Genomic DNA, 24,228 nt, shown 5'->3' with positions numbered 1-24,228 from the left:
GAACCTTGTTCGTATTAAAAATTAAAAGATCGGCTTATTCCCCAGGGTACAAAGTTTTAGGTATATGATTACGAATATATGATTTTTATGAATAACCTTAGTCGTTCAATGAGTGTGTTAAATGCCCACCAATGCGTTAAATAAACTCATTAAATCCAACAAACGTTTATTCATCAGGTCCCATGATCAGCAAAGTCCAGGCACAGATCAAATAGGTTGATTTTTTATCAATAGTATAAATCTTCGAGCCCTAGTCTTTTGATTCTCATACTGATGGCTGTTTTTGAGCGGCCAAAATGAAGGGAGAGATCGCTTAGGCCATAACCGTCGGCAAACATAATGGTGAGTTCGTTGTCCAGTTCAACTGTCCAGGACTGATTTGCTGCATGCAGGTGTTTCTCGCTGGATACGGGTTTTATGTTCAAACCTTTTTTCTGATCACCCGATCCGGGCTCCGAAGTCTTCGGCAGTTGTTTAGCTGATGCGATCACGTATATCTTGGGTGAAGCCGGGAAGTGCTTCGGTAACAGGGAGTCGGGGATATAGAGGCCGTTTTTCGCTCTAGTAATGGCAACGTACAAAAGATTGATTTCTTCGTTCATCCGGCTAAATTGCCCCGGCTGGGCATTTTTGTCGTCCCTGAGCCTCCGGATTTTGTCCTCGGTTACGAAATCGTCTGCCAAAAGCACTGCGTCATATTCCATCCCCTTGCAACGGTGCACGGTGGAAAAAATGATTTCAGCCTTTGCTTTTTCATTCTGAGGTACATGTTTTTCTTTGATGGCCTTGATCATGCCGGGAATGCTGTTTCCGTACAGGCGGACCAGTTCGATCATCATTGATAAACCAGTGTCTGCCGTCTGTTCAACATAGGTTTCGAGATCTTCCAGATTCCCCATCGATCTGATGATCGGATCCCTGATCTGATCGTGGTTTGCGTTATACAGGCTCAAAATATCATATAGCGAAGCGCCTTCGTCTGCATAAGTGTAGGAGTTGATGTTTCCTTCGAAGTAGATGTGTCTGATGTTTTTTCGCTCAGTCACATATTCAATGGCTTTGACCAGCAGTCCAAGGTTCGTACGCGCGATCACTGCGTTGGTTTTGATTTTTGTTTCCCTCCCTTTTCCCAGGATGGTCATGGGTCGGTGAGGTTCCAATAGGTTTTTTAGCCTAAGTGTTTCCATGGCCAGGTTTGCGATGTCCTGCCCAAAGCGGAAACTCATCGATAGATGGTAAGTTTTGAAATTTGCTTTTTGCAGGGAATTTACGGCGTAACGCCAGCCGTAGATCTGTTGATGGGTGTCGCCCACCATGACTTTTGTCGCCTTTTGCTTCAAAAAGATGTCGAGCATGGCGGGGGAAGCATCCTGCGCCTCGTCAAACAGGATGTAATCAAAGCCCAGCTGTGGCTGCTGAAGCTGAAATTTCTTTAAATAAAAATCATGGGTGATTTCGATTTCGGCCTTATCCATCTTTCCCAGAAAAATCCTGGTCTGTTTAACAATGTAATCGTAAGTCTTGCCAACAAAAGTTTTGGCTTCATCATCTTCTAAAAGATCGACATATTTTAACTGTTGAATCTTTGTTTGATCACTGTTACAGAAATAAGCGCTGAGTTTAAGGATATGGTTGGCAATGAGAAGCTGGCTGTGCTGTTCGCCCGTACTCTGCAACTCAAGGATACGGAGGATTTCATCTGTCGTATAATCCTTGTTTTTGACCCGGTATTTACTCCCCATGACCACATGGCGAAAGGCAAGGGAATGAGCGGTTTCCACAGTCACATTCTGAAGGCCTTTGTTCCTGAATTTACCTGCTGCCTCGTTTTTAACGGCTTTGTTAAATGCCAGGTACAAAATCCGGCTGCCCGGTGGTCTGGTTGCAGCGTATTCAATGATGGTGGTCGTTTTGCCTGAGCCTGCTACAGCGTTTATTTTAATATTGCCGGAAGAGTTTATGATATCTTTCTGTTGCCTGGTCCATTCCATCTCTCAAAGGATACTTACTGCTTGCGCTGCAAGGATACGTATTTTAAGCGAATTATTTTCCATGACACTGTCGGTAAATCCGCAATCATAACAAGGATTGGGGGGTATTGTAGACGAGAACATGTGGAAGGTTAAAAGAACCAAAGATGCGATATCGTGTTAACCCTTAATTTTCATGTCTGATCAGTTTTCGGGCATCTCAGGTGGGCTGTGCAATATCGGCCAGCTAATCTCTTCTGCTTTCCACTGTATAAATAAAGCTATCTGCCTTATAAAAGCCGAGGTTGTATTCAATTGGTTTTTCGTCAATATCATAAACAAAACGCTTCCGGAATAAGATAGGGGAGCCTATATCGGTCTCCAGTTTGGCGGCAATGAACTCATCCGCGAGTAAGGCACTGATTTCCTCTTTGGATATCATCGCAACAACCGCATGTTCCTTTTCGAGCATTTCATAAAGGGGCGCTTTGTAATCTTCCTCGCCCGTTAAGCCTACATTTGGATGAAAGTAAGATTCAAAATATACAAAAGGCCCCTCCGGACGGCCCCTTAAGCGAACCAGTTTCAGCACCTTCTTATCTTCCTTGATCTGAAAAAAACTGGCCAGCCGCTTTTCCGGATAAACCCAGCTTACATGTAATTCAAAATTTCGGATTGGAATTCCCCTGGCGCTCATTTCCTGAGAGAAACTCATCCAGTTCTTGGATTTGGAGCTCAGTGATTTCGACTCGGCAACCCTGGTACCCACGCCTTTTTTCCGGATGAGTAAACCGTCGTAAACCAGTTTATTGATCGATTGGCGTAAAGTAGTACGTGATATGCCCAATTCCTTTGATAAGTCTACTTCATTGGGAAGCAGTTTGCCGCCGGAATATTCAGGACTTTCAATCAATTTCCGTAACAATGCTTCTGCCTGTACATGTAATGGTACCTGACTTTTATGGTCTATTGTTAGTTTCATACTTGATGCAATGATATAAAAAATTCATTTAATTACATCATGTACATACATGCTATTGTTTTCTACGATATGAGTCCCATTTTGGTCGCGATCAGGAGTCAGGGGCAAAAAATAATCGAACAAAAGTTTGGAAGTAATTTATTTAATAATACATTTGTATGTACATACTAAAGAATGTACCATCTAACCAGATAATTTACTTAATTTTTAAAATTTTCATCATGTTGAGCCAAATAACTTTTCTGAACACAAGTTGTATGCGTTTTAGTGATGGTTGTGCAACTATGATCACGATTAAAGCATCGTTGCCGGAATAAAAAGATCTCATTTCGTATACCTGAAATTTATGGATGATGAGAATATTGTATGAACATGGACCAAATTCAAAATATAATATACCAGCACCCTTATCCCAATATGTCAATAGAAGAACCGATGCGAAAGACCGAGCAGGAAATTATGCCGGCATTTATCAAAGAAATCAGCAAACCGCAGGGCTATAATATCTACCCGTACTTTGCGCTGGGAGAAAAACAGGTTTTTAATGGTTATGCTGCCCTTGCCGATTACATCATGCGGCAAAAAACCGTCGTTATGGATGGCTATGTGGGGGTATATTGGAATTTATTCATCCGCTCGCTTGAGAAAGCGCTTGAATCCAGAAAGTTACGGGTGCACATTATAGATACAGCTTCTTTTTTAAAAGATGAGGACCTGATTGATGAAATGATACTGGACTTTTTAGGCGAGAAGGACGGGGTGTGGGGAAAAAGGACCACACTGACCCTGGGTGATTTTTTTGATCTTGAAGCTTTAAAGGCTTCAGAAGTGAATGAAGATTGTGATGTAAACATAGTGATCGGCTGCGGAGCTTCGCTAAGCCAATGGGATGCATCCCTGATTTATGTGGATCTGCCAAAAAATGAGCTGCAGCACCGCATGAGTGCGGGCGCCATCTGCAATTTGGGCAAGTCCGCTCCGCAGGCACCGACTGAAATGTACAAACGTTTTTATTTTGTAGACTGGGTTGTACTTAATGCCCACAAAGAGCGGTTAGCAAAAGATGTAGCTGTTTTTGTTGATGCGCAGTGGGAGGAAGACATTAACTGGGGCTATGGTGAGGCGGTCAGGGAAGGGCTCAGGAAAATGTCTGCTTCCGTATTTCGTGCAAGGCCGTGGTTTGCACCGGGCGCCTGGGGGGGACAGTGGATGAAAAAGCGTATGCCCCAACTTGATCAAAATGAGGTTAATTATGCATGGTCTTTTGAGCTTATTGTTCCGGAAAACGGCCTGGTGTTTGAAAGTGACGGACTGCTTTTAGAGGTCTCTTTCGATCTGCTGATGTTCACGCGATCGGAAAACATACTGGGCAGGCATGCTGAACGGTTTGGAAATGAATTTCCGATAAGGTTTGATTTTCTGGACACCTTTGAAGGTGGTAACCTTTCTATCCAGTGCCACCCAAGTCTTGAATACATCAAAGAAAAGTTTGGAGAAAATATCACTCAGGATGAAACCTACTATATTCTGGATTGCAATGATGAGGCAAGCGTGTACCTGGGCTTTCAGGAAGACATCGATCCGGCTGCTTTTAGAACAGTACTGGAGGATAGCAACCGAAATGGCGTATCAATAGAAATTGAGCAATACGTACAGCGTCACAAAGCAGAAAAGCACGATCTGTTTCTGATTCCGAATGGCACCGTACACAGTGCAGGTGCACAAAACCTGGTGCTCGAAATTAGTGCAACGCCCTATATTTTTACTTTTAAGATGTATGATTGGTTGAGGCTGGACCTCAATGGCAAGCCACGGCCAATTAATATCGAACATGCTTTTAAAAATCTCGATTTTTCTCGAAAAGGAAGCAAGGTAAAACAAGAACTCATTTCCAGACCGGCTGTCCTTTTTGAAAAGGAAGGGTGCACCTGTTATCACCTGCCTACCCACGCCGAGCATTTTTATGACGTACATCGGCTGGACTTTGATTTACACGTTGATGTGGAAACCGACAATGTCTGCCATGTTCTGATGCTTGTTGAAGGTGATTCGGTTACGGTAAGCACTGCCGACGGCTCGACCATGCATTTTCAGTATGCTGAAACTTTTGTGATCCCGGCAGCAGCCGGAAGCTACAGGATGGTGAATAACTCAAAAGGGCAGGCAAAAGTAATTAAAGCTTTTTTAAAATAAATCAGCATGACTATACAGGAAAAACCAATCGCTATCAAAAAAAGTCGTTCTTACTTGTACCTCGTGAGCCTGGTTGCTGCCCTGGGAGGCTTTTTGTTTGGCTTTGATACAGCCGTGATATCCGGTACCATCAGCCTGGTTACCAAAGATTTTGGCCTGGATGCGGTTAGCGAAGGATGGTTTGTGAGTTGTGCCCTTCTGGGCTGCATTCTCGGGGTAATCATTTCAGGTAAGCTCAGCGATAAATTCGGACGGAAAATCGTCCTTATTCTCTCTGCCTTTCTTTTCCTAGCCTCAGCCCTGGGCTGCATGTACGCGGGATCCTTCTCTGCCCTGATTATCTTCAGGCTTATTGGGGGCATCGGAATCGGTGTTGCCTCGATGGTATCACCGCTTTATATCTCGGAGTTTGCGCCTTCGAGGCTGCGGGGAACCATGGTTTCGCTCTACCAGCTTGCCTTGACCATTGGTATTGTTGTGGCCTATTTTACCAATGCTTACCTGGCAAATCACACCGGCGAGGTGCATTCAAATGCAGCGTTACAAAGAATATTCTCTGCAGAAGTATGGCGGGCCATGCTTGGCCTGGGCGCTTTTCCGGCACTTATTTTTCTTTTGGCGCTGTTTGCCGTCCCCGAATCGCCGAGATGGTTACTGACCATGGGACGTAAAGATTTGGCAGCGCGGATATTGACCAAAATTGACGGAGAAGAAACGGCAAGGAAAGAACTGGAAGCTTTCTCCGGTCAAAGAATTTCGGGAGATGAAGGCTCACTGAAAACACTTTTTAGCCCGGTCTACCGTAAAGCGCTTTGGATCGGTCTTTTGCTTCCCTTTCTCTCTCAGGTATGCGGCATCAATGCAGTTATTTACTACGGTCCGAGAATACTGGAACAAGCAGGCTTTACACTGAATAACGCCCTGGGCGGGCAGGTAACCATTGGCATCATAAATGTGATTTTTACATTTGTGGCCATTTTTACGGTCGATAAATGGGGGCGTAAACCCCTCCTGTATGTCGGTGTAGGAGGGGCGGTGATTTCGCTTATCATTATTGGCCTGCTATTTCAGTTCGGCGTCACCTCAGGTCCGTGGATCCTCATTTTTATCCTCGCTTTCATCGCCTGTTTTGCTTTTTCTTTCGGGCCGGTATGCTGGGTAGTTATCGGAGAGATTTTTCCTAATGGCATTAGGGGTAAGGCCATGTCTTTAGCTACACTAACCCTCTGGATCGGTAATTTCTTTGTTGGTCAGCTTACCCCGGTGATGCTTCAGGGCATCGGAACTTCCTGGACCTTCTGGATTTTTGCCATCTGTTGTTCTCCGGCACTGCTCCTCACCTGGAAGTTGATCCCGGAAACCAAAGGACGCTCTCTTGAAGAAATTGAGGAACACTGGCAACGAAGCCAAAGTATCCCCAAATAAATAAACACCAAAAGAACCTAACCATATATCAAAAATGCCTGTGGGCATGCTAACCAATCAAAATGTTATGAGACTCAAAATTTACCAATCAAAAAAACTTAAGCGGTGCTTCTGCAGGCAGCTGGCCTTGCTGCTGGTAGTGCTGGTGCTTTTTATGCCAGGTTACCTCGCTGCAAGCCCCTCAGCTTTAACACCGTTGGGGCAAGGATCTAAAAATATCACCATAGGTGGAAAAGTAGTGGACGAGAAAGGCAGCGGCCTTCCGGGAGTAAACGTGCAGATTAAAGGCACATCGGTAGGCACTGTTACTGATGCTAACGGGAACTACAGCATTTCAGTTCCTGATAACCTGGCGTCAGGAAGTCTCTCTTTTTCCTATATCGGTTATACGGGCCAGGAGATTGCCATTGCCTCGCGGAAGGTAATTAACGTAAAGCTGGCACCTGCTGCCGGCAATGATTTGAATGAGGTGGTGGTTGTGGGTTATGGTACACAAAAACGGGTATCTATAACTGGTTCGGTGAGCACCATTGATGCGAAGAACATCGAGAATAAGCCTGTACTGAATACTTACCAGGCACTTCAGGGCGAAGCACCCAATCTCATCATTCAGCAAACCAACTTAAACCCGGGAAGTGATGTTACCGTGAATATCAGGGGGGTAGGAACTTTAGGAGACAATACGCCCCTGGTGGTTGTGGATGGTATTGTTGGAGGGAATCTGAACACCATCAATCCAAACGATATTGCGAGCGTATCTGTACTAAAAGATGCCGGTTCTGCTGCCATTTATGGTTCGAGGGCTGCCAACGGAGTAATTTTAATCACTACAAAAGCTGGTAGGCTCAATCAGAAAACGACAGTTTCCTATAATGGAAGTTACGGCATCCAGGATGCCAATGTGCTGGTACATAAAGTTCCGGCCTGGCAAAATGCCTATTATAAAAACGAATCTCTGGTTAATTCAGGTTTAAGCCCGGCATATACACCGGACCAGATTCAGCAACTCAAAGATCAGGGAGATGGCACCTGGGATATCGAACATCTTTTACGCACCGCACCACAACAGTCACATAACATAAACATTTCCGGGGGTGGAGAAAAAAGCGCCTTCTATGTTTCAGCAGGTCTCCAGGATCAGCAAAGTAATTTTATTGGCAATGGGGGTGAGGGATCAAAATTCGGCTATCAGAAATACAATTTGAGGTTAAATCAGACCAATGTTATCGGAAAATTACGCACGAATTTCATCTTGCTTTATACCAAAACCAGAAACAAGACCAACAGCGTGGGTGACAACAATATCTTCGCCGATGCAAACAGGGTTCCACACAATTTCAACTGGCAGGACGAAAATGGCAACTACCTCACCAATCCTTTTGCTTCGCAGTATAATGAATACGGCGTTCTGGAAAACGGCGGATTTAACCAGGCAGATAATGATGAGATTTTCGGATCATTCAATGGCCAGTTTAACATTACCAAAAACCTGAAACTTACCGGTGAATTCGGTGGAACCTTGCAAAACAATGGCACATTCTTCCGCCGTAAACAGGTAAACTTTCTTCCTTCAGGCGTTTACGGAGATGATCGCTCGGTTTTGGATGCCAACAGCAAATCGCAACTTTTCAACACCAAGGTTTATCTGGAATATGGACAGAAAATTGCAGCGCACGATTTTAAAGTTCAGTTGGGTGCTTCAAGCGAAAATTATTCACAACGCGGCTTTCAGCTTCAAAAAACCCTAACAGACCAGTTACTGGGAACACCAACAACAGGAACCATAGTGGATCCCATTAATTCCAATAATAGCTTAGCTATCAATTCCAACAGCTTACAGTCTTTATTTGGCAGACTCAATTATGCTTTCGAAGACCGTTATCTGCTGGAGGCCACAGCACGGTACGATGCTTCTTCAAAATTTGCCAGGGGCAACCGCGGCAGTTTCTTTCCATCGGTGAGTGCAGGCTGGATCATCTCTCAGGAATCTTTTATGGAATCCCTAAAGCGTACGGTAAGCAATCTGAAACTTCGTGCCTCTTATGGGGTTTTAGGAAATCAGAATGTGGGCAACTTCCAGTATCAAACCACCTATTTTAACTATGCAAGTGCTTATGGATTCAATAATATCCCGGTAGGGGGTGCAGGTACATTATTATCTAACCGGGATTTAACCTGGGAAAAGGCTTCTACCTTAAATATCGGTTTAGAAGCAGGTTTTTTTGACAATGCATTAACGGCTACTTTTGATTACTTCAATAAAGTAACCAGAGATATCCTTCAGCCGAGGCAGGATGTTCCGGCAATATTTGGCGCGGCTACACCCGATTTTAACGTAGCGAAAGTGAGAAGTAAAGGCTGGGAAGCTTCAGTTACCTACAATTTACGTGGAGAAAACGTAACCCAAAGTTTTAGCCTTAACGTAGCAGATAACCAGAACAAGTTGCTTCAGTTATCAGGCGGGGCTACCGAACAGATCATCAATCAGGATGTATTCCAATTGCTCAGGCGTGTGGGCGAACCCATTACGCAGTATTACGGCTATCAAACCAACGGATTTTTTCAAAATCAGGCAGACGTCAGCAACTCTCCTAAAATTGCCGGAAACGCAGTTGTGCCGGGAGACGTTAAATTTAAAGATCTGAATAATGATGGTGTGATTGATGCAAAAGATAAAACGGTATTGGGCAACCCTTTTCCAAGATATACTTTCGGGTTCACCTACCGCCTGGCTGTAAAAGGCTTCGATCTTCAGCTGTTCATCCAAGGGGTGGGTAAACGCGAAACATTCCTTCGCGGAGAGCTTGTCGAGCCTTTTCATTACGGTTATGGTGCTACAGTATATGAACACATGACCGATTACTGGAGTCCCGGAAATCCTGACGCGCGTTACCCGATTTTTGCCAACATCGGATCGCCATCAAATACCAACAACTGGAGAACTGGTTCCGATCTTTACAAATATGATGCGGCTTACGCACGTTTAAAGAATGTAAATATCGGTTATACCTTGCCACAGGCACTGACACAAAAAGCAGGTATTCAGCGCCTGAGGGTTTCCCTGATCGGGCAGAATTTGTTCACGCTTTCAAAACTTAAATTTATCGACCCGGAAACTTCAGAATTCGGGAATAACCTGAGCACGGGCTCGAGTTCGAATAGCGCCCGCCAGTATCCATTACCGATTTTTTACGGAGCAGGTCTGGACATCACCTTTTAATATTCACGGTTAGAATTATTCATATGAAATTTTTTAAAAAAAACCTCATCATCGCTTTCAGCCTACTTGCTGTTGCAGGATGTAAAAAGCTCGATATTGCGCCAACCGACCGGTTTTCAGATTTAACATTCTGGACCGTGGATGTGAATGTAAACAGTGCACTCAATAATAATTACAGCTTGCTTTACAACAGTTCATTATATTTTGAGCCGGAAGCACTCTCTGATAACGCATATTCACCTTCAGGAGACCTTAACCTGATTGCAAGCGGAAATGCTACTTCGCTCACCGCCAAGTTTGCCGGAGACTGGGCAAGTTATTACAAAACCATAAAGTCAGTCAATATATTTCTAGAAAATGTAGACCAAAACAAAACACTTCCGGCGGCAACTATTGCCAGGATGAAAGCTGAAAATCAGTTTATGAGGGCTTTCGCATTGTTCAATCTAAGTAAATGGTATGGAGATGTGCCCCTTCCGGATCATGACCTTACACCAGAAGAGGCCCAGGTAATTCCACGTACCTCAAAAGCAGCGGTAAGCGACTACATTATCGCTCAGCTTGAAGCGGCCATTCCCAATCTTCCAAGTAAAGATCAGCTACCGGCCAGTGAAAACGGCAGGATTACAAAAGGTGCAGCACTTGCCCTGCAGATGAGAACATTGCTTTACCAGGGAAACAAAATGAATGAAGTAGTGGCGGTTTGCGAAAAGTTGATCAACAATCAGGCAGTCTACGGCACCTATTCATTAACGTCAAATTACAGTGCCTTATTTAGTGACCCTGCAACCAATAAAACCAATAGCGAAAGCATATTATCTCTTCAATATGTTCCAACGGTGAGAACCTGGCAGAATTTCTGGGATTTTGCCCCAAGAACAGTTGGCGGAAGGGTGAGTGCCATGGCTCCGACACAGGAGTTGGTCAATGACTATATCATGCTCAACGGAAAAGGAATTAATGAAGCAGGTTCGGGTTATGTGGAAAGCAACCCTTATATTAACCGCGATCCCAGGCTTACCGCAACGGTGGTTTATGATCGGTATACCTGGGTAAATCCTAATAATACGACCAAAACAATTTACATCAAACCCGGTTCAGATCCTGTTCAGCCAGGCCTGGATGAATATTCGCCGGGTTCGCAAAGCGCATCCGCAACAGGTTATTACTGGAGAAAATACTTCGATCCGATTGCTTTATCAAGTTTTGTATCAGGAAATAATTTACACCTTTTCCGTTATGCGGAGGTGTTGCTCACTTACGCAGAAGCCAAAAACGCCCTAGGGCAGATGGATGCCACTATATGGGCGAAAACCATTGGTGCGCTCCGTGCCAGGGCTGGTTTCACCGATCCGGCAGCTTTAAGTTTTCCGTCAGGAGATTTAACTGCGGTTATCCGCCGTGAACGCAGGGCTGAGCTCGCAATGGAAGGTTTGAGAACAGATGACATCAGACGATGGCGGGTAGCAGAATTGACCATGAATGGCTTTGCCCATGGAGCAAAATTTGCAACTGACCAGAACGTAGATGGCGGCTACATCAGAACACAACAACGCAAGTTTAATCCGCAAAGGGATTATTTATGGGCAATTCCGTCAAGCGAGTTAAGCCTGAACAAAAACTTAACACAAAATCCTGGTTACTAAGCCTCATAAGAATATGAAAAATCTCAAAACATTATTCACTATGGTGCTGGTGATATGCACCGCTGCAAGCTCTTGCAAAAAGAATGAGCAATCACTCAACGAAAACATTAGCACAACCGGCACATTAAGCCTGCCGGCCAATATGGCGAGCATAAAACTCACTCCGTCTAATGCAGCTGCATCCCAGCAGTTCAAGTGGACGGCAGCAACTCCCGAAGATGGAGGACTTGTACTTTATGAAGTGGCCTTTGATAAAGAAGGCGGCAACTTCTCCAACCCGGTTTTCAAAGTCATTTCTGATGGCGGAGGGATACAAGCCCAGGTTAGCATATCGCATAAAGACCTGACCAAAATTGCGGCGTTATGTGGTATCAACTCCTCTTCTACAGGCAAGGTCAGCTGGACGGTAATCGCGTCAAAAGCCAGTAACAAAAAAACCGGTCAGGAAAGCAGGACATTGCTGCTCGAACGTCCGGCAGGATTTGCCGATGTGCCAACTGACCTATACCTAACGGGTTCGGCAACAGAAGGTGGTGATGATGTGAGCAAAGCGCTCAGGTTTAAAAAGCTTGAAGACGGCGTTTATGAACTGTATACGTCACTAAAAGCCGGAACTTACCACCTTACAGACAAGCCAACTGCCGGCGGAAGAAAATTTTATGCTGAAGGCACTTTGATTAAAGAAGGCGCTTCAACAATCGCCGTTTCCGGCAATTCAAAAGTGTATTATATGAAGTACGATTTCAATGTAGCAAGTGTGTTAGAAGTAACCGAAATTCAAAGCCTGGGACTTTATATGTCTGCCTACTCAAGCGAAATCGGACAATTAAACTATGCTGCTAACGGCACCTGGCAATCTGGTGCAATACCGGTTGTTTTCTATCAGTTTTCATGGGGTAGGGACGAGCGTTATAAATTTGCGCTTCATACTGCTGCAGGTATAAAATACATGGGCAGCAGCAATGTAAACAATGTAAGCCCGGTGGGTCAGGCCGCATCTTATTTTTATCTCAATCCGGTGTCCAGTGATCAGTGGAACAATACCTATAAGTTCGATCCTGCTGCCGATAACAAAAGCGTGAAGGTGACCGTTAGCCTTAGTGCAACCGGTCCGTATACGCATAGCATCATTACTCAATAAATTAAGCGCTGCCACCGGTGTGTTGCCGGTGGTTTTTAAACCTGTTTTATGAAAGCATTATTTAGATATACCGCATTCACGCTTGCCCTTTTCTTCGCCGTCTCATGCAAAAAGCAGCCGGCAGCGGCACCTGTTGTTCCACCCCCTGTACTCCCGCCCGTAGTTCCGGGTGCACCGGTCAATTACCTCCAGCAGGCAAAAGATACCCATACTTTCACCGTGAATAACCTGCTTACCGCTAGCTACGGATACCGGGCCAACACCACATCTAAATCTTCGAATTGTTTTGAGTGGTATAACGTAAGCCAGATTTATGCTGATGCCGCCATGGTTGCTGCAGGAGAAACGGGTTATTTGGTGTATATGAACAATACATTCAAATTCATGGACAATATGTGGGATAAGAAAGACCTCCGGGGTGGGTATTTCGCATCGGTTAACCTTGATGGTAGCGGCGCGGGGGGAGATAAATATGTGGATGATAATGCATTGAGCGGTATGGTATATCTGGAGGCTTATGAGGTAACAACAGGTGCCGATAAACAGGCTTACCTGGCGAAGGCTAAAGCCTGTGCTGACTGGCTGATTAACAGTGGCCTTTGGGATAACGCTTACGGTGGAGGCTTTTACTGGAATACGCAGAAACCTGAAAAACCAACGCAAACCAATGGATTAACCCTCCAATTGTTCGCTAAACTGTATGGTTTGACCGGAGCATCCATCTACAGAGACTGGGCAAGACAGGTTGATGCCTGGTTGAGTGCAAAAATGTTCGATCCAAATACCGGCCTTTACATCTGGAAGATAGATGGCGCCGGTGAAGGCTCAAAACACAACGAAAAATTTACCTACGATAATGCCATAATGATAGAAGCTTTTCTGATTTATAGTAAGGTTTTCAACGACCCTTCTTATCTAACCAAAGCACAAAATTTGGGAAAAGCCATGAATAATACGCTCTGGAACGCACTGTACAAAGGTTATGTTTTCAATACCGCAGAGACCAGGATCAACCCGGCGTGGTGTGCCTGGGGCTCTCAGGCCATGATCAGACTTTATGAAGCCGACAAAAATGAAGCCTGGCTGGTATATGCCAAAGAAAATATCAACCGGCTAAATATTGCCAATCGAAATTCAACTACCTTGGGCTATTATTTCTTTGCAGGCTTTGATGGCCAGAACCGTTCTACAGAAATGGAAACTGTAGATCAGGCCTGGATGCAAAGACTACAGGCAATGCTATCAAAATTTTAATAACAGATCCTCAATTTTTATGAAAACAGGCCTTAAATCACTATCCGTTCTCCTGGTTTTAATTTTTTTTCATGCTATTTCCCATGCACAGGATGTGCTGAAATTTGTGAATCCAAATATCGGCACTGCGCACAGCAGGTGGTTTTTTTACACCCCCGCAGCAGTTCCTTATGGAATGGCAAAACTTGCACCGTCTACCAATGGCAGTTATGGAAACCTGCAGGGTTGGGAGGCGGTTGGATATGATACCCGGCACACGTCAATAGAGGGCTTTGTGCATTTCCATGAATGGCAGGTTGGCGGGATCAGCTTTATGCCAACAGCGGGTACACTCAAAACCGTTCCCGGTGCACTTGAAAAGCCCGGAAGTGGTTACCGTTCAGGTTTTTCGAGGGAAAATGAAATTGCAGCACCAGGGTACTATTCAGTAATTTTGGACGATTTTAAAATTCAAGCAGAACTCACGGCTACAAAGCGGGTTGGGTTTCATCGATATACCTTTCCGAAATCAGACAGTTCAAGAATCATCCTGTCGATAGGAAATGTTCAGGGCGAAAGCGGACCGGTAACCGACGCCTCGGTAGAAATGATTGATGATACCCATTTTCAAGGCTATGTGATAACCTATCCTAAATATATTAAAACCTATGATGAGGGCGGGCGCGTTGCCATGTACTTTTTTGGGGAACTCAATAAAAAGCCACTTACAGTGGGTGCTTTGGCTAAAGAGGCCGCAAGAGCGAATCAAAGATCATCGAAAGGAATCGGTGCAGGTTTATATTTAGGCTATAAAACTTCAGAAAATGAGCGTATCGAAATCAAGGTTGGCCTCTCTTATACCTCCGTTGCAAATGCAAAGCTTAACCTGAAAACTGAAGCCGAACACCTAACCTTTGCTACGGCAAAAGCCGCTGCTCAGCGCGAATGGAGTATTGCACTGAATAAACTTAAGGTATCAACCAAAAATGTTGCGGCTAAAACAAAATTTTATACCGGCCTTTATCATACGCTTCTGGGGCGGGGAATCGCCAGCGATGTGAATGGAAATTTTCCAAGACACGATGGTACCATCGGTCAGCTGCCCAAAGATGCAATGGGAAAATTTAGCTACAATTTTATGAATACTGATGCCATATGGGGAGGTTTCTGGAACCTTACACAACTATGGGCACTTTCTTATCCTACCCATTACAGTGATTTTGTGCACACCCAGCTGGAAATTTATAAAGAACGTGGCTGGTTTGGTGATGGAATAGCCAACAGCAATTTTGTTTCCGGCGTGGGCACCAATTTCGTGGGCCTGGCCATCGCGGGGGCTTATCAGGCTGGCATTCGTGATTATGATTCGAAGTTAGCTTATGAAGCCGTAAAGGGAAATGAACTGGGTTATCAAAATAGGCTGGTAGGTTCGGGCAAAATGGATACCAAAAGTTTTATAACGAAAGGTTACGTACCCTATTTAGATGCCGACAAAACAGATTCGACCGGGTCTCATTTTTCCGGTTCGCATACGCTTGAATACAGTTACAGCGCCTTTGCTGCAGCACAATTTGCCAAGAGGCTGGGTAAAACAGCAGATTATCAGAAAATGATCCAACTGTCAGATGGTTGGAAAAATATATTCGATAAAACATTAAAGCTTGTGCGTCCTAAAATGGAAGATGGCACGTTTATCAACAAGTTTGACCCTTTAGAAGCGTGGCGGGGCTTTCAGGAAGGCAATGCCACTCAATATACTTTTTATGTGCCGCAAAACCCTAAATCCCTGATCAATGAGATCGGAGAACAAACCTTTAACAACAGGTTGAATGAAATTTTCGAAACCTCCAGAAAGAATGCTTTTGGTGGAGGCAAAACCATAGACGCATTTGCAGGCATACAGTCTCTTTACAATCATGGCAATCAGCCCAACCTGCACATCAGCTGGTTATTTAACTATTCCTCAGCCCCGTGGCTGACCCAAAAGTGGACCAGGGCCATATGTGATGAATTCTACGGTACTGAAAGTGTTCATGGGTACGGATATGGTCAGGACGAAGACCAGGGCCAGTTGGGTTCCTGGTATGTGATGTCATCCCTCGGACTTTTCGACGTAAAGGGGCTGACAGATTTCAGGCCTACCATCCAGATCGGAAGTCCCGTGTTCAGCGAATCAGTCATCATACTCGGTAATGGAAAATCGCTGACTATAAAAGCCGATAACAATTCAAAGGACAATGTTTACATTCAATCAGCTTCCTGGAATGGAAAGGCACTTCATCAAGCGTGGTTGTATCGGGATCAACTCATGCAGGGCGGGACACTTATCCTGAAAATGGGCCGTCTACCCAATAAGAAATGGGGTGTGAAAGTGCCACCACCATCAGTTCAGTAATTCAAGATACTTTGGTATTGATGAAGAAACCGGCAATAGTCTGTTTCTGCTTGACAATAAGGCTTGTGCTGAAAATACGGCTACAAAACGGAGACCAATTTCGGGCCAGTGATATGTTTACGAAAAAAAATGGATGCACCCATTGCCTGGATGTTTTTCCGGAACCTTGCAAAGATCTCCCGTCACGTAAACAGGCTGATCCAGGGGATTTTCCAGTGCCGGTGTGGAAGGAATAAAGTTGTCCCTTTATCGTTATTCCGGCATGTTCGCTGTATCCAATGTGTTGACTATATGCCAGGATTTGCAGAGGAGAAATAGTCAACACCTCAATCATTTACGGAGTGCATGTTGATATAGACCGACATCATATTGACGGACCGTTTATTGAACCTGAATGGTCAATACCATTGCTGTCATTGCAATAAATATAATACATTAAAATCATTCAATAATGTTCAATTTAGTGCTTTATTGAAAAGCTATCGTAATTCAAGATCTTTATGAAAAAAATCTTTTTCCTATCATTTTTACTCCTGTCGGTGATCATTGCGAAAGGAACTGAGTTAAGTTCTCCTGACGGATTGATCAAGGTTAAAATTGACTTGTCTGACCGGATCTATTATAGCGTCTACGCTCAGGGCGTGCCACTTCTCGAACAGTGCCATCTGGGCATCGATATCAATGGTTTATCAACTGATAAAAATTTAAAGGTCGGAAGTATTAAACGGTCCCGGATATCCGGGGAGCTGGTACCAGTGACGCCTATGAAATTTTCAAAAATTGCAGCACTCTGCAATCAAATAGTATTAAACTTTAAAAATGGTTTTTCTGTTGAGTTTCGTGCCTATAATGAGGGGATAGCCTATCGGATCATTACAAGCGTGCCTGGCGACAAAAACGGCAATGTGAAAATAATAGGTGAGGATGCAACACTGAAATTACAGGAAGACTATCTCCTGCATTTGCAGCCCGCGAAAGATTTCACTTCCAATTATGAAACCGGTTACATACATCTTGATGCTAAGGGATGGAGGGTTACTGATCAGATGGCTACGTTACCTGCACTCATAGATACCAGAAAGGGCTACAAATTGCTCTTTGCCGAAACTGATCTATCAGATTATCCGTGCATGTTTTTAAAAGCATGTGATGACGGGGTAAGTTCAACCTTTTCGAAGGTAGCGGAAGAGGAAAGGCAAGAAGGAGACAGGTTTGTCCGCATCACTAAAGAAGCCGATTACATCGCCCAGACAAAAGGTAAAAGGTCATATCCATGGAGATACCTGATTATTTCTAAAGACGATAGGGAACTATTGGAAAGTACCCTCCCTGTCAAACTCGCGCCAAAGTCCGCATTGAAAGATACAGACTGGATAAAGCCTGGACAAGTAAGCTGGGAGTGGTGGAATGCTGCATCCCCATATGGCCCTGACGTTAACTTCGTCGCTGGATTCAATCTGGAAACTTACAAGTATTTTATCGACTTTGCATCGAAAAATAAGGTTCCATATATCATAATGGATGAGGGTTGGGCAGAAAGCGTACATGATCCGTATACCCCGAATAAAAAAGTGGACCTTCATGAACTCATTCGGTATGGCAAGGAGAAAAAAGTGGATATCATTTTGTGGCTAACGTGGCTTACCGTGGAAAAAAACATGGACCTGTTCAGGAAATTTGCGGAATGGGGAATAAAAGGGGTGAAAATCGATTTTATGGATAGAAATGATCAGTGGATGGTAAACTACTACGAACGTGTTGCAAAGGAAGCTGCAAAATATAAGATAATGGTAGATTTTCATGGATCTTTCACTCCTAAAGGTTTGGAACACAAGTACCCTAACGTTATTTCGTATGAAGGGGTAAGGGGACTGGAGCAGATGGAAGGTTGTCAGCCTGATAACACGATCTTCCTGCCCTTTATGAGAAATGTCGTTGGTCCTATGGATTTTACACCAGGGGCAATGATCAATATGCAACCCGATGTCTATGGAGGAAAGCGTCCGAATGCTGCAAGTGTAGGTACACGGGCATACCAACTTGCACTTTTTGTCCTTTTTGAGAGTGGCGTGCAAATGCTGTGTGACAATCCAACGTTATACTATAAAAACCAGGACTGTACGGATTTCATTACCCAGGTACCAGTTACATGGGATGAGACCAGAGCCTTGTATGCTGTAGTAGGTGAGGTGGCCGTGGTAGCAAAAAGAAAAGGAAATAAATGGTTTATCGGTGGGATCACAAATGGAACAGGAAGACAGCTTAGCCTGGATCTGAGCTTTTTACCCAAAGGCAAATCTTATCAGCTTATTTCTTTTTCAGACGGAATAAATGCCAGTCGCCAGGCAATGGATTTTAAAAAGAGCGCACAAACCGTACAATCAGGCGCTGCCATTCCCGTTAAACTGAGCAGGAACGGCGGGTATGCGGCAATCATCACTGAGTTATAGATACGTTTGAGTACGTTTGAGATAGTGCTTGCCGTTATACTCCAAGGCCTGCCATCGCTGACCAAAGAATCTCCTGTCGCTAATTTGCCTGGATCAATACATACGGCATGATTTGAACTTTTATGAAAAACAAACTGGTAATTCTTTTCTTTTTATTTACTTCGATATCGCTTCGTAGTGAAGCCGCCCCTGCGTCAGGTAAGAATAATCCGGGATTTGTGCTATTCCCGCTGGAGATAGCATCGCCAAATGGCAAATTGAATTTTAACTTGGCCTACAGTTCGGTTGATGGTCTTGTTTATTCGTTTTCGGCTAATTCAAGGATACTGATAAAGCAATCGAAACTCGGACTGACCAGTCTAGGAACAGGGCTTCCGGTCAAAGTGTTGCGGCGGTCTGTCAATGCTGTTTGGAAACCGGTCTGGGGAAAAAGAAAGATAGTACCGGAGATATATAATGAGTTAACACTGGATTTCAACTCCTATAAAATCGTTGTACGAGCATATGACGACGGAATAGCTTTCAGGTACAACTTTAACAGGGAGCAAGCACCCGAAGAATTGACCGAGTTCAACTTTAACGGGGATTACACTGCTTGGTACTACAATGGCGAAAGTGCCAACATTGGCCCGGAAAAACTATCTGACTGCAATGATAAACGCTTGCCTGTTATGACAATCAAGGTTGACGATAATAATTATCTGGCTATTCATGAGGCCAGCTTGTCGTATGGTGAACCACTGATATTAAATTCTGAAAAAAAGCAAACCATATTTACGATAGCATCCAGGCCCAATGACGCCTGGAAAGTCATTATGTATGGAACTACACCTGGACAAATGGTTGATTCACACCTTTTGGAATTATTAAACCCACCTCCATCAAAAAATATGGATTTCTCATGGGTCAAGCCTGGGGTTGCCGTTTGGGACTGGCGGATTGCGGGTGCGCAGGTCGATGATTTTAAATATGAAATGTCACTTCCTTCATGGAAAAGAATGGTGGATTTTGCAGCCGAGAATAACATTCGGTATCTGGCGCTTGATGCTGACTGGTATGGTCCGGAATTCGGCCCAAACTCCGATCCAATTAAAGGAGGAAAGGTAGTACAGGTGCACCAAATTATAAAATATGCCGAAACTAAGCATGTTGGGATCTGGCTATACCTCAATGATGTTGGGGGCCGGAGGTTCCCTATAGAATCAACTTTAAAGCAATATAGCGATTGGGGGGCGGCCGGAATCAAATATGGATTCATGTCGGGAAGCCCTTCAGAAAAGAACGAACGTACACGCATGATTACTGAACTGTGCGCAAAATACCACCTTCTATGTGATTTCCATGATGGTCCGGTACACCCCTATGGACAGATGCGAACCTATCCGAATGCCGTCACAAGGGAGTATTGTCAGGCACAATTAGATGGCAGCACAGTGCTTGAACCCAAAACATTTGTTACTTCGGTATTTGTAAACATGCTCGCCGGTCCACTTGATATGAATAATGGACTTGCAGACCTGACTCAAGCCGGCAGGCTTCACGGTCCGGCCTATGCTACCAATACAACATTATGTGGTGAGGCAGCGTGTACCCTAATTACCTTTTCAGGGGTAACCGTTATTCCGGATATCCCGGAGAATTATCGGAAACATCCTGAAATCCTTCAATTTATCGCATCACAAAAAATGCCTTGGCTGGAAAGTAAAACCATTAAAGGCGAAATAGGCGAGTTCATCGTGATGGCCCGACAGGCCAGTGATGAAACATGGCTTATCGGAGCAGTGACAAATGAAAATTCACGGAAACTGGATATTCCCCTTACTTTTCTGAAGAAAGGCAGGTATAAGGCCTTGGTGATCCAGGACGGTCCTACTGCGAGCTATAAGAAAGCTAATGAGCACATCAATGTACTGCATAAGGATGTGGATTCAACAGATATTTTACAGGTGGAGCTCGCGCCTGGTGGAGGAGCCTGCATCCTAATCAAGCAATAAAAGCTTCTTTTAATCTTATAGGTTCTTAAAGGTACTTATAGTCAGGTTTAGTTCAAGAATCCCTTTCAATTGTAAATAGCTATCCATTTCTGTTTCAAATGTCCATTTAATGTCTTGGCCGAAATCAATATCCGAAATTCCAATTCCTGATAAAGGATGTTGACGATTTGTTCCCTCTGATTTCGTATTTCCCTGGGCAAAGCTAAATTGTGATAGTATTCTTTCACTTTGTTAATCCTGCATTTTGCTAATTCTTTAGCTTAGATAAGGTTTTTATACCTGTGCACCTTCCGGAAAACGTATAACTGCGGTTGTACCCATAATTGAAATCGAAAGTACATTCCCACGGAAGTTTCAGTCTACAGACAAAAACACTGGGTATGGATTTAACCCAATAAACTTAAATAAAAAATTTCCCAGTGTTGTATTGCACTTATCAATTCCGATAAAGAAAAGGGAAAGCCGAAAACTCGTGAAAGTTAGTCCTACTGGATTTTACGCCATTTTTAATGGCCGATAGGTAATCTATTTATTCTTAATTAATCTTCCAATATTGATCTATTAAATTGGAGATTCTGGTTTCTGACAACTTTTGCGAAGCAAACTTAATGATCGCTATCGTTGCGTAATAGGCTAACTCTAGTTCATTTTCAGCTCATTTTGAGGTCAATTCAGTCCATTTCAGGTCAAAAATTCTTTTTTTTTCGATTGATAGATACGTTTGGATCATGAAACCTATATAACTGGTTTCGAGGTTAAAATGATTGCTATAAAAGAATTGTCCGTCTTATTCCAATCGGCCGTCAAGGCCGGTGCAGATAAATGTTTCCGTGACGGAAGGATATTGAAAAATCAGCTTTCCCTATCTGAAGCATATGCAATCTATGGACGGGCCGATGTAGATAGATGGATTACTGAAAAGCTTATTGTCACCCATACTGGTGGTATTGGGATTTCCAGGAAGTCCATTTTAAGAAGTGAACTGGAAGCAGTCGCCTTTAAAAGCAACAGAACCAGTTATCTGCCTGTGGCGGAGCGTTAGGATGCCCGGGGCATCTGTTCTTTGACATACTGGAATGAAGCATTATTCCGTGAGGAGCGGAAAATCCTGCGAAGTTGAGATCGTATCAATATGACGAAAGCGCAGGGGCAGGCGAGGGCCCGGTCCGTATGGACTGACGCGAGTAGTTCCGACCACCGAAAACTTTGATGTTATGTTTAGTTTAGGTAATTAGGGGGCCATGTGGCCCCTTTTTTTATGGACTTATTTATGGAAATACAGATCACAGTCTATATTCTGGAAAAGCTGCTTGAAGAAGCGGCGGAGATGGGCGGAAGAATCGCGCTTTCGAGGATCGGAAAGTTAAGGCCTTATATGAAAAAGGCCGAGGCTTATAGGTTATACGGGCGAAGGAATGTGGAAAATTGGATTGCACAGGGGCTCATAACCGCCCGAAAGGATGGGGGCCATTCCGCTTCGTGGCGGATAGAATGGCTGGAGATCGAGTCGGTGTTTAAGGCTAAAAACCTAATCCGTTATTTATAGGTGTACTGGTTGTAGAGGTATGGAGGGCGTTTGCTTTTTATCCATGCAAGATGTCTTTTTGTCCGACGTAAATCCCTTTGGGGTTTCCACTGGTCAAAAAGGATCTTGCCCTGAAGAATGGTCTTGGGCCGTGCCCGGCGTCCACCTTCAGGGTTAAGAAAACTCGCAGCTCGTTTTCTTTTTTAAGTGGCCTGAAAAGTATGAAGAAAAATTTACAGGGAAGACCGCGAATGATCTGCGGGAAAAGAACCAAAAAGATAGATGTACGCTTTACGGAGGCGGAGTTCGAGCTTGTTTTGCATCTGGAAAAAACGTTGGGGCTGAGCAGGGCAGATCTGATCCGTGACAGGGTTTTGAAGGATTCAGTGGAAGTCATCGTCAACGCAGAACAAATGATCGCTGCGCTAGATCTTCTGGGTACGGAGATGGGGAGGAGCGGTAACAATATTAATCAGCTTGCCAGATACGCGAATACGCTGACCAGACAAGGTATCCTTTCTGTGGTGGTTGTGGAGCGGTATAATTTGTTGCTGGAAAATTATCGGAAGGTCCAGAAGCATTTGGAGTTGCTGATGCGGAAATTGATCAGGTTAACCCGGAAGTAAGGTGACGATGTAGCTGGATATATATATCCTGTGTTATGCTGTTATCTCGTTTCACAATTTCAGTGTTACATGGTTATGTAGTCAGCCAGGTTGCTGATGTACTGACTATCTGGCCATCAAGCATTATAAGTGGTTGTGGATTTACATAACCGTGTTTCGGGTTATCCACTGATACGGGTATCTGAAAAACTTCCGATCTGGATAATCCGATCACTGCTGAGCATTATAACTGGATAACCCGCTATATGATTGTAAAGATACTTTCTTCCTCGGCCAGTTTTTCCGGAGTGGATTACAATACGAACAAGATCGGGCAGGGAAAAGGTGAACTGGTCAATATTTCCAACTTTGGAGCGTTGCAGTTTCTTTCCCAGCTAAGGCCATCGGATTACATCAATTATTTCAGGATGGTTTCTTCCGTAAACAAACGGGTGGCCAAACCGCAGTTTCATGCGGTGATTTCGGCTAAGGGAAGATCAATACCTAAGGATGAGCTCACCAGGATTGCGAAAGAATGGCTTTCGAAAATGGGTTACGGGATGAACCCCTATCTCCTTATTTTTCATAGTGATACTAAAAACAACCATATCCATGCGGTGTCCACCAGAATCGATAAGTTTGGCAAAAAGATTTCCTCGGCCTTCGAGAAGCGGAGAGCGGTCCTGATGCTTTCACAGGTTTTAAAAACGGATCCCATTAAGAATATTGAGGCAGTTGTCACCAGTCTTTATCAGTATCGGTTTTCTACACTGGCGCAGTTCAGGCTGCTGTTCGAGCTAAAGGGATTTGTGACCACTTTGGACAATGGAAAGCTGCAGATCAGCGGGGGTGACAGTCAACGGTTGATGGACCTGAAAGAAATTGAAAAACATTTCGTTTCCAAAACGGATAAAAGCACATATAAACGGATAACACAGGTCAAAAAAATTATTGAAAAGTATAAACTTCGATATTCTGCTTCATTGGTGGATCGGAAGTGTGCAGGAGCTGGAAACCCTGAACCTGTTTTTCGTTATGATTCTCCACTGTGTGATTTTCTGTATTCGAAATTTGGCCTCCAATTCATCTTTCATTATTCATCCGGACATGCTCCTTATGGTTATACTATCGTAGACCACGCGGAAACAAACGTTTATAAAGGTTCCCAGGTGATGAAAATGGATATGCTCATTGGTGAACCTTCCGTTGGGCTTGTTGGTAGCTCCCTTCCCGTCCAGTTAATCACTGATCCTACTGGAGACAAGCCTATGAATATTTCCGGCCTTACATCCGTTTCGGAATACCGTAATGGATATTCCAGCTTTGATCATTCCACGGTAAACCTGCCTGACCTGGCAGACGATATAGACGACGAGGCCATTTTGGGCCGAAACCGTCAGCGAAAGGGCATGGCCCGGAATAATAGACGTTAAACTTAAATCAAATAAT

Annotated in this window: 15 protein-coding genes; 13 read left to right on the top strand and 2 right to left on the bottom strand. The window is 44.1% G+C overall.

The features are described 5' to 3' along the window. Positions 1 to 227: 227 nt before the first annotated feature. Positions 228 to 1,991 carry a UvrD-helicase domain-containing protein gene (locus BM107_RS03920; protein WP_090980488.1) on the bottom strand — a complete coding sequence of 588 codons (1,764 nt, stop codon included), beginning with the start codon at positions 1,989 to 1,991 and terminating at the stop codon, positions 228 to 230. Between the two features lie 226 nt (positions 1,992 to 2,217). Continuing rightward, entirely contained in the window at positions 2,218 to 2,952 is a 735-nt protein-coding gene (locus BM107_RS03915; protein WP_090980486.1) for a GntR family transcriptional regulator, read from the bottom strand. Positions 2,953 to 3,369: 417 nt separating this feature from the next. Between BM107_RS03915 and BM107_RS03910 the strand changes: the two genes are divergently transcribed. The 13 genes from BM107_RS03910 to BM107_RS03845 all read left to right on the top strand — a co-directional run bounded on the left by BM107_RS03910 (position 3,370) and on the right by BM107_RS03845 (position 24,212). Beyond that, the gene (locus BM107_RS03910; RefSeq protein WP_090980717.1) at positions 3,370 to 5,145 is read left to right on the top strand and encodes a class I mannose-6-phosphate isomerase; all 1,776 of its coding nucleotides are present in this window, start codon (positions 3,370 to 3,372) and stop codon (positions 5,143 to 5,145) included. A 6-nt stretch (positions 5,146 to 5,151) separates the two neighbouring features. Continuing rightward, a complete protein-coding gene (locus BM107_RS03905) occupies positions 5,152 to 6,570 on the top strand; it encodes a sugar porter family MFS transporter (protein WP_090980484.1) in 1,419 nt (472 codons plus the stop codon). Positions 6,571 to 6,637: 67 nt separating this feature from the next. Further along, complete coding sequence (locus tag BM107_RS03900) at positions 6,638 to 9,790, top strand: SusC/RagA family TonB-linked outer membrane protein (protein WP_208864324.1); 3,153 nt, start codon at positions 6,638 to 6,640, stop codon at positions 9,788 to 9,790. Between the two features lie 23 nt (positions 9,791 to 9,813). Next, complete coding sequence (locus BM107_RS03895) at positions 9,814 to 11,436, top strand: RagB/SusD family nutrient uptake outer membrane protein (RefSeq protein ID WP_090980482.1); 1,623 nt, start codon at positions 9,814 to 9,816, stop codon at positions 11,434 to 11,436. A gap of 13 nt (positions 11,437 to 11,449) precedes the next feature. Next, entirely contained in the window at positions 11,450 to 12,577 is a 1,128-nt protein-coding gene (locus BM107_RS03890; RefSeq protein ID WP_090980480.1) for a SusE domain-containing protein, read from the top strand. A 48-nt stretch (positions 12,578 to 12,625) separates the two neighbouring features. Beyond that, positions 12,626 to 13,831: a glycoside hydrolase family 76 protein gene (locus BM107_RS03885; RefSeq protein WP_244278719.1), complete on the top strand. Its 1,206-nt coding sequence runs from the start codon at positions 12,626 to 12,628 to the stop codon at positions 13,829 to 13,831. 19 nt (positions 13,832 to 13,850) lie between these two features. Further along, positions 13,851 to 16,205: a GH92 family glycosyl hydrolase gene (locus BM107_RS03880; RefSeq protein ID WP_090980478.1), complete on the top strand. Its 2,355-nt coding sequence runs from the start codon at positions 13,851 to 13,853 to the stop codon at positions 16,203 to 16,205. A gap of 500 nt (positions 16,206 to 16,705) precedes the next feature. Beyond that, positions 16,706 to 18,655 (top strand): glycoside hydrolase family 97 protein, encoded by a 1,950-nt coding sequence (locus BM107_RS03870; RefSeq protein ID WP_090980473.1) that lies wholly within the window; start codon positions 16,706 to 16,708, stop codon positions 18,653 to 18,655. 122 nt (positions 18,656 to 18,777) lie between these two features. Further along, positions 18,778 to 20,649 (top strand): glycoside hydrolase family 97 protein, encoded by a 1,872-nt coding sequence (locus BM107_RS03865; protein WP_090980471.1) that lies wholly within the window; start codon positions 18,778 to 18,780, stop codon positions 20,647 to 20,649. A 721-nt stretch (positions 20,650 to 21,370) separates the two neighbouring features. Next, positions 21,371 to 21,691, top strand: coding sequence for a hypothetical protein (locus tag BM107_RS03860; RefSeq protein WP_090980469.1), 321 nt, complete (start codon positions 21,371 to 21,373; stop codon positions 21,689 to 21,691). Positions 21,692 to 21,919: 228 nt separating this feature from the next. Further along, positions 21,920 to 22,195 carry a hypothetical protein gene (locus BM107_RS03855; protein WP_090980713.1) on the top strand — a complete coding sequence of 92 codons (276 nt, stop codon included), beginning with the start codon at positions 21,920 to 21,922 and terminating at the stop codon, positions 22,193 to 22,195. A 200-nt stretch (positions 22,196 to 22,395) separates the two neighbouring features. Then, positions 22,396 to 22,800, top strand: coding sequence for a plasmid mobilization protein (locus BM107_RS03850; RefSeq protein ID WP_090980467.1), 405 nt, complete (start codon positions 22,396 to 22,398; stop codon positions 22,798 to 22,800). Positions 22,801 to 23,045: 245 nt separating this feature from the next. After that, positions 23,046 to 24,212: a relaxase/mobilization nuclease domain-containing protein gene (locus BM107_RS03845; protein ID WP_090980465.1), complete on the top strand. Its 1,167-nt coding sequence runs from the start codon at positions 23,046 to 23,048 to the stop codon at positions 24,210 to 24,212. Positions 24,213 to 24,228 lie beyond the last annotated feature (16 nt).

This window comes from Pedobacter suwonensis, from assembly GCF_900111825.1.
GTDB lineage: Bacteria > Bacteroidota > Bacteroidia > Sphingobacteriales > Sphingobacteriaceae > Pedobacter > Pedobacter suwonensis.
Note: the sequence above shows the minus strand (reverse complement) of the source record. Positions and strands in the feature narration are given on the sequence as shown.

Excerpts from the sequence above, each read along its gene's own strand:
- BM107_RS03920 (WP_090980488.1), bottom strand. The coding sequence starts at position 1,991 with ATGGAATGGACCAGGCAACAGAAAGATATCATAAACTCTTCCGGCAAT.
- BM107_RS03915 (WP_090980486.1), bottom strand. The coding sequence starts at position 2,952 with ATGAAACTAACAATAGACCATAAAAGTCAGGTACCATTACATGTACAG.
- BM107_RS03910 (WP_090980717.1), top strand. The coding sequence starts at position 3,370 with ATGTCAATAGAAGAACCGATGCGAAAGACCGAGCAGGAAATTATGCCG.
- BM107_RS03905 (WP_090980484.1), top strand. The coding sequence starts at position 5,152 with ATGACTATACAGGAAAAACCAATCGCTATCAAAAAAAGTCGTTCTTAC.
- BM107_RS03900 (WP_208864324.1), top strand. The coding sequence starts at position 6,638 with ATGAGACTCAAAATTTACCAATCAAAAAAACTTAAGCGGTGCTTCTGC.
- BM107_RS03895 (WP_090980482.1), top strand. The coding sequence starts at position 9,814 with ATGAAATTTTTTAAAAAAAACCTCATCATCGCTTTCAGCCTACTTGCT.
- BM107_RS03890 (WP_090980480.1), top strand. The coding sequence starts at position 11,450 with ATGAAAAATCTCAAAACATTATTCACTATGGTGCTGGTGATATGCACC.
- BM107_RS03885 (WP_244278719.1), top strand. The coding sequence starts at position 12,626 with ATGAAAGCATTATTTAGATATACCGCATTCACGCTTGCCCTTTTCTTC.
- BM107_RS03880 (WP_090980478.1), top strand. The coding sequence starts at position 13,851 with ATGAAAACAGGCCTTAAATCACTATCCGTTCTCCTGGTTTTAATTTTT.
- BM107_RS03870 (WP_090980473.1), top strand. The coding sequence starts at position 16,706 with ATGAAAAAAATCTTTTTCCTATCATTTTTACTCCTGTCGGTGATCATT.
- BM107_RS03865 (WP_090980471.1), top strand. The coding sequence starts at position 18,778 with ATGAAAAACAAACTGGTAATTCTTTTCTTTTTATTTACTTCGATATCG.
- BM107_RS03855 (WP_090980713.1), top strand. The coding sequence starts at position 21,920 with ATGGAAATACAGATCACAGTCTATATTCTGGAAAAGCTGCTTGAAGAA.
- BM107_RS03850 (WP_090980467.1), top strand. The coding sequence starts at position 22,396 with ATGAAGAAAAATTTACAGGGAAGACCGCGAATGATCTGCGGGAAAAGA.
- BM107_RS03845 (WP_090980465.1), top strand. The coding sequence starts at position 23,046 with ATGATTGTAAAGATACTTTCTTCCTCGGCCAGTTTTTCCGGAGTGGAT.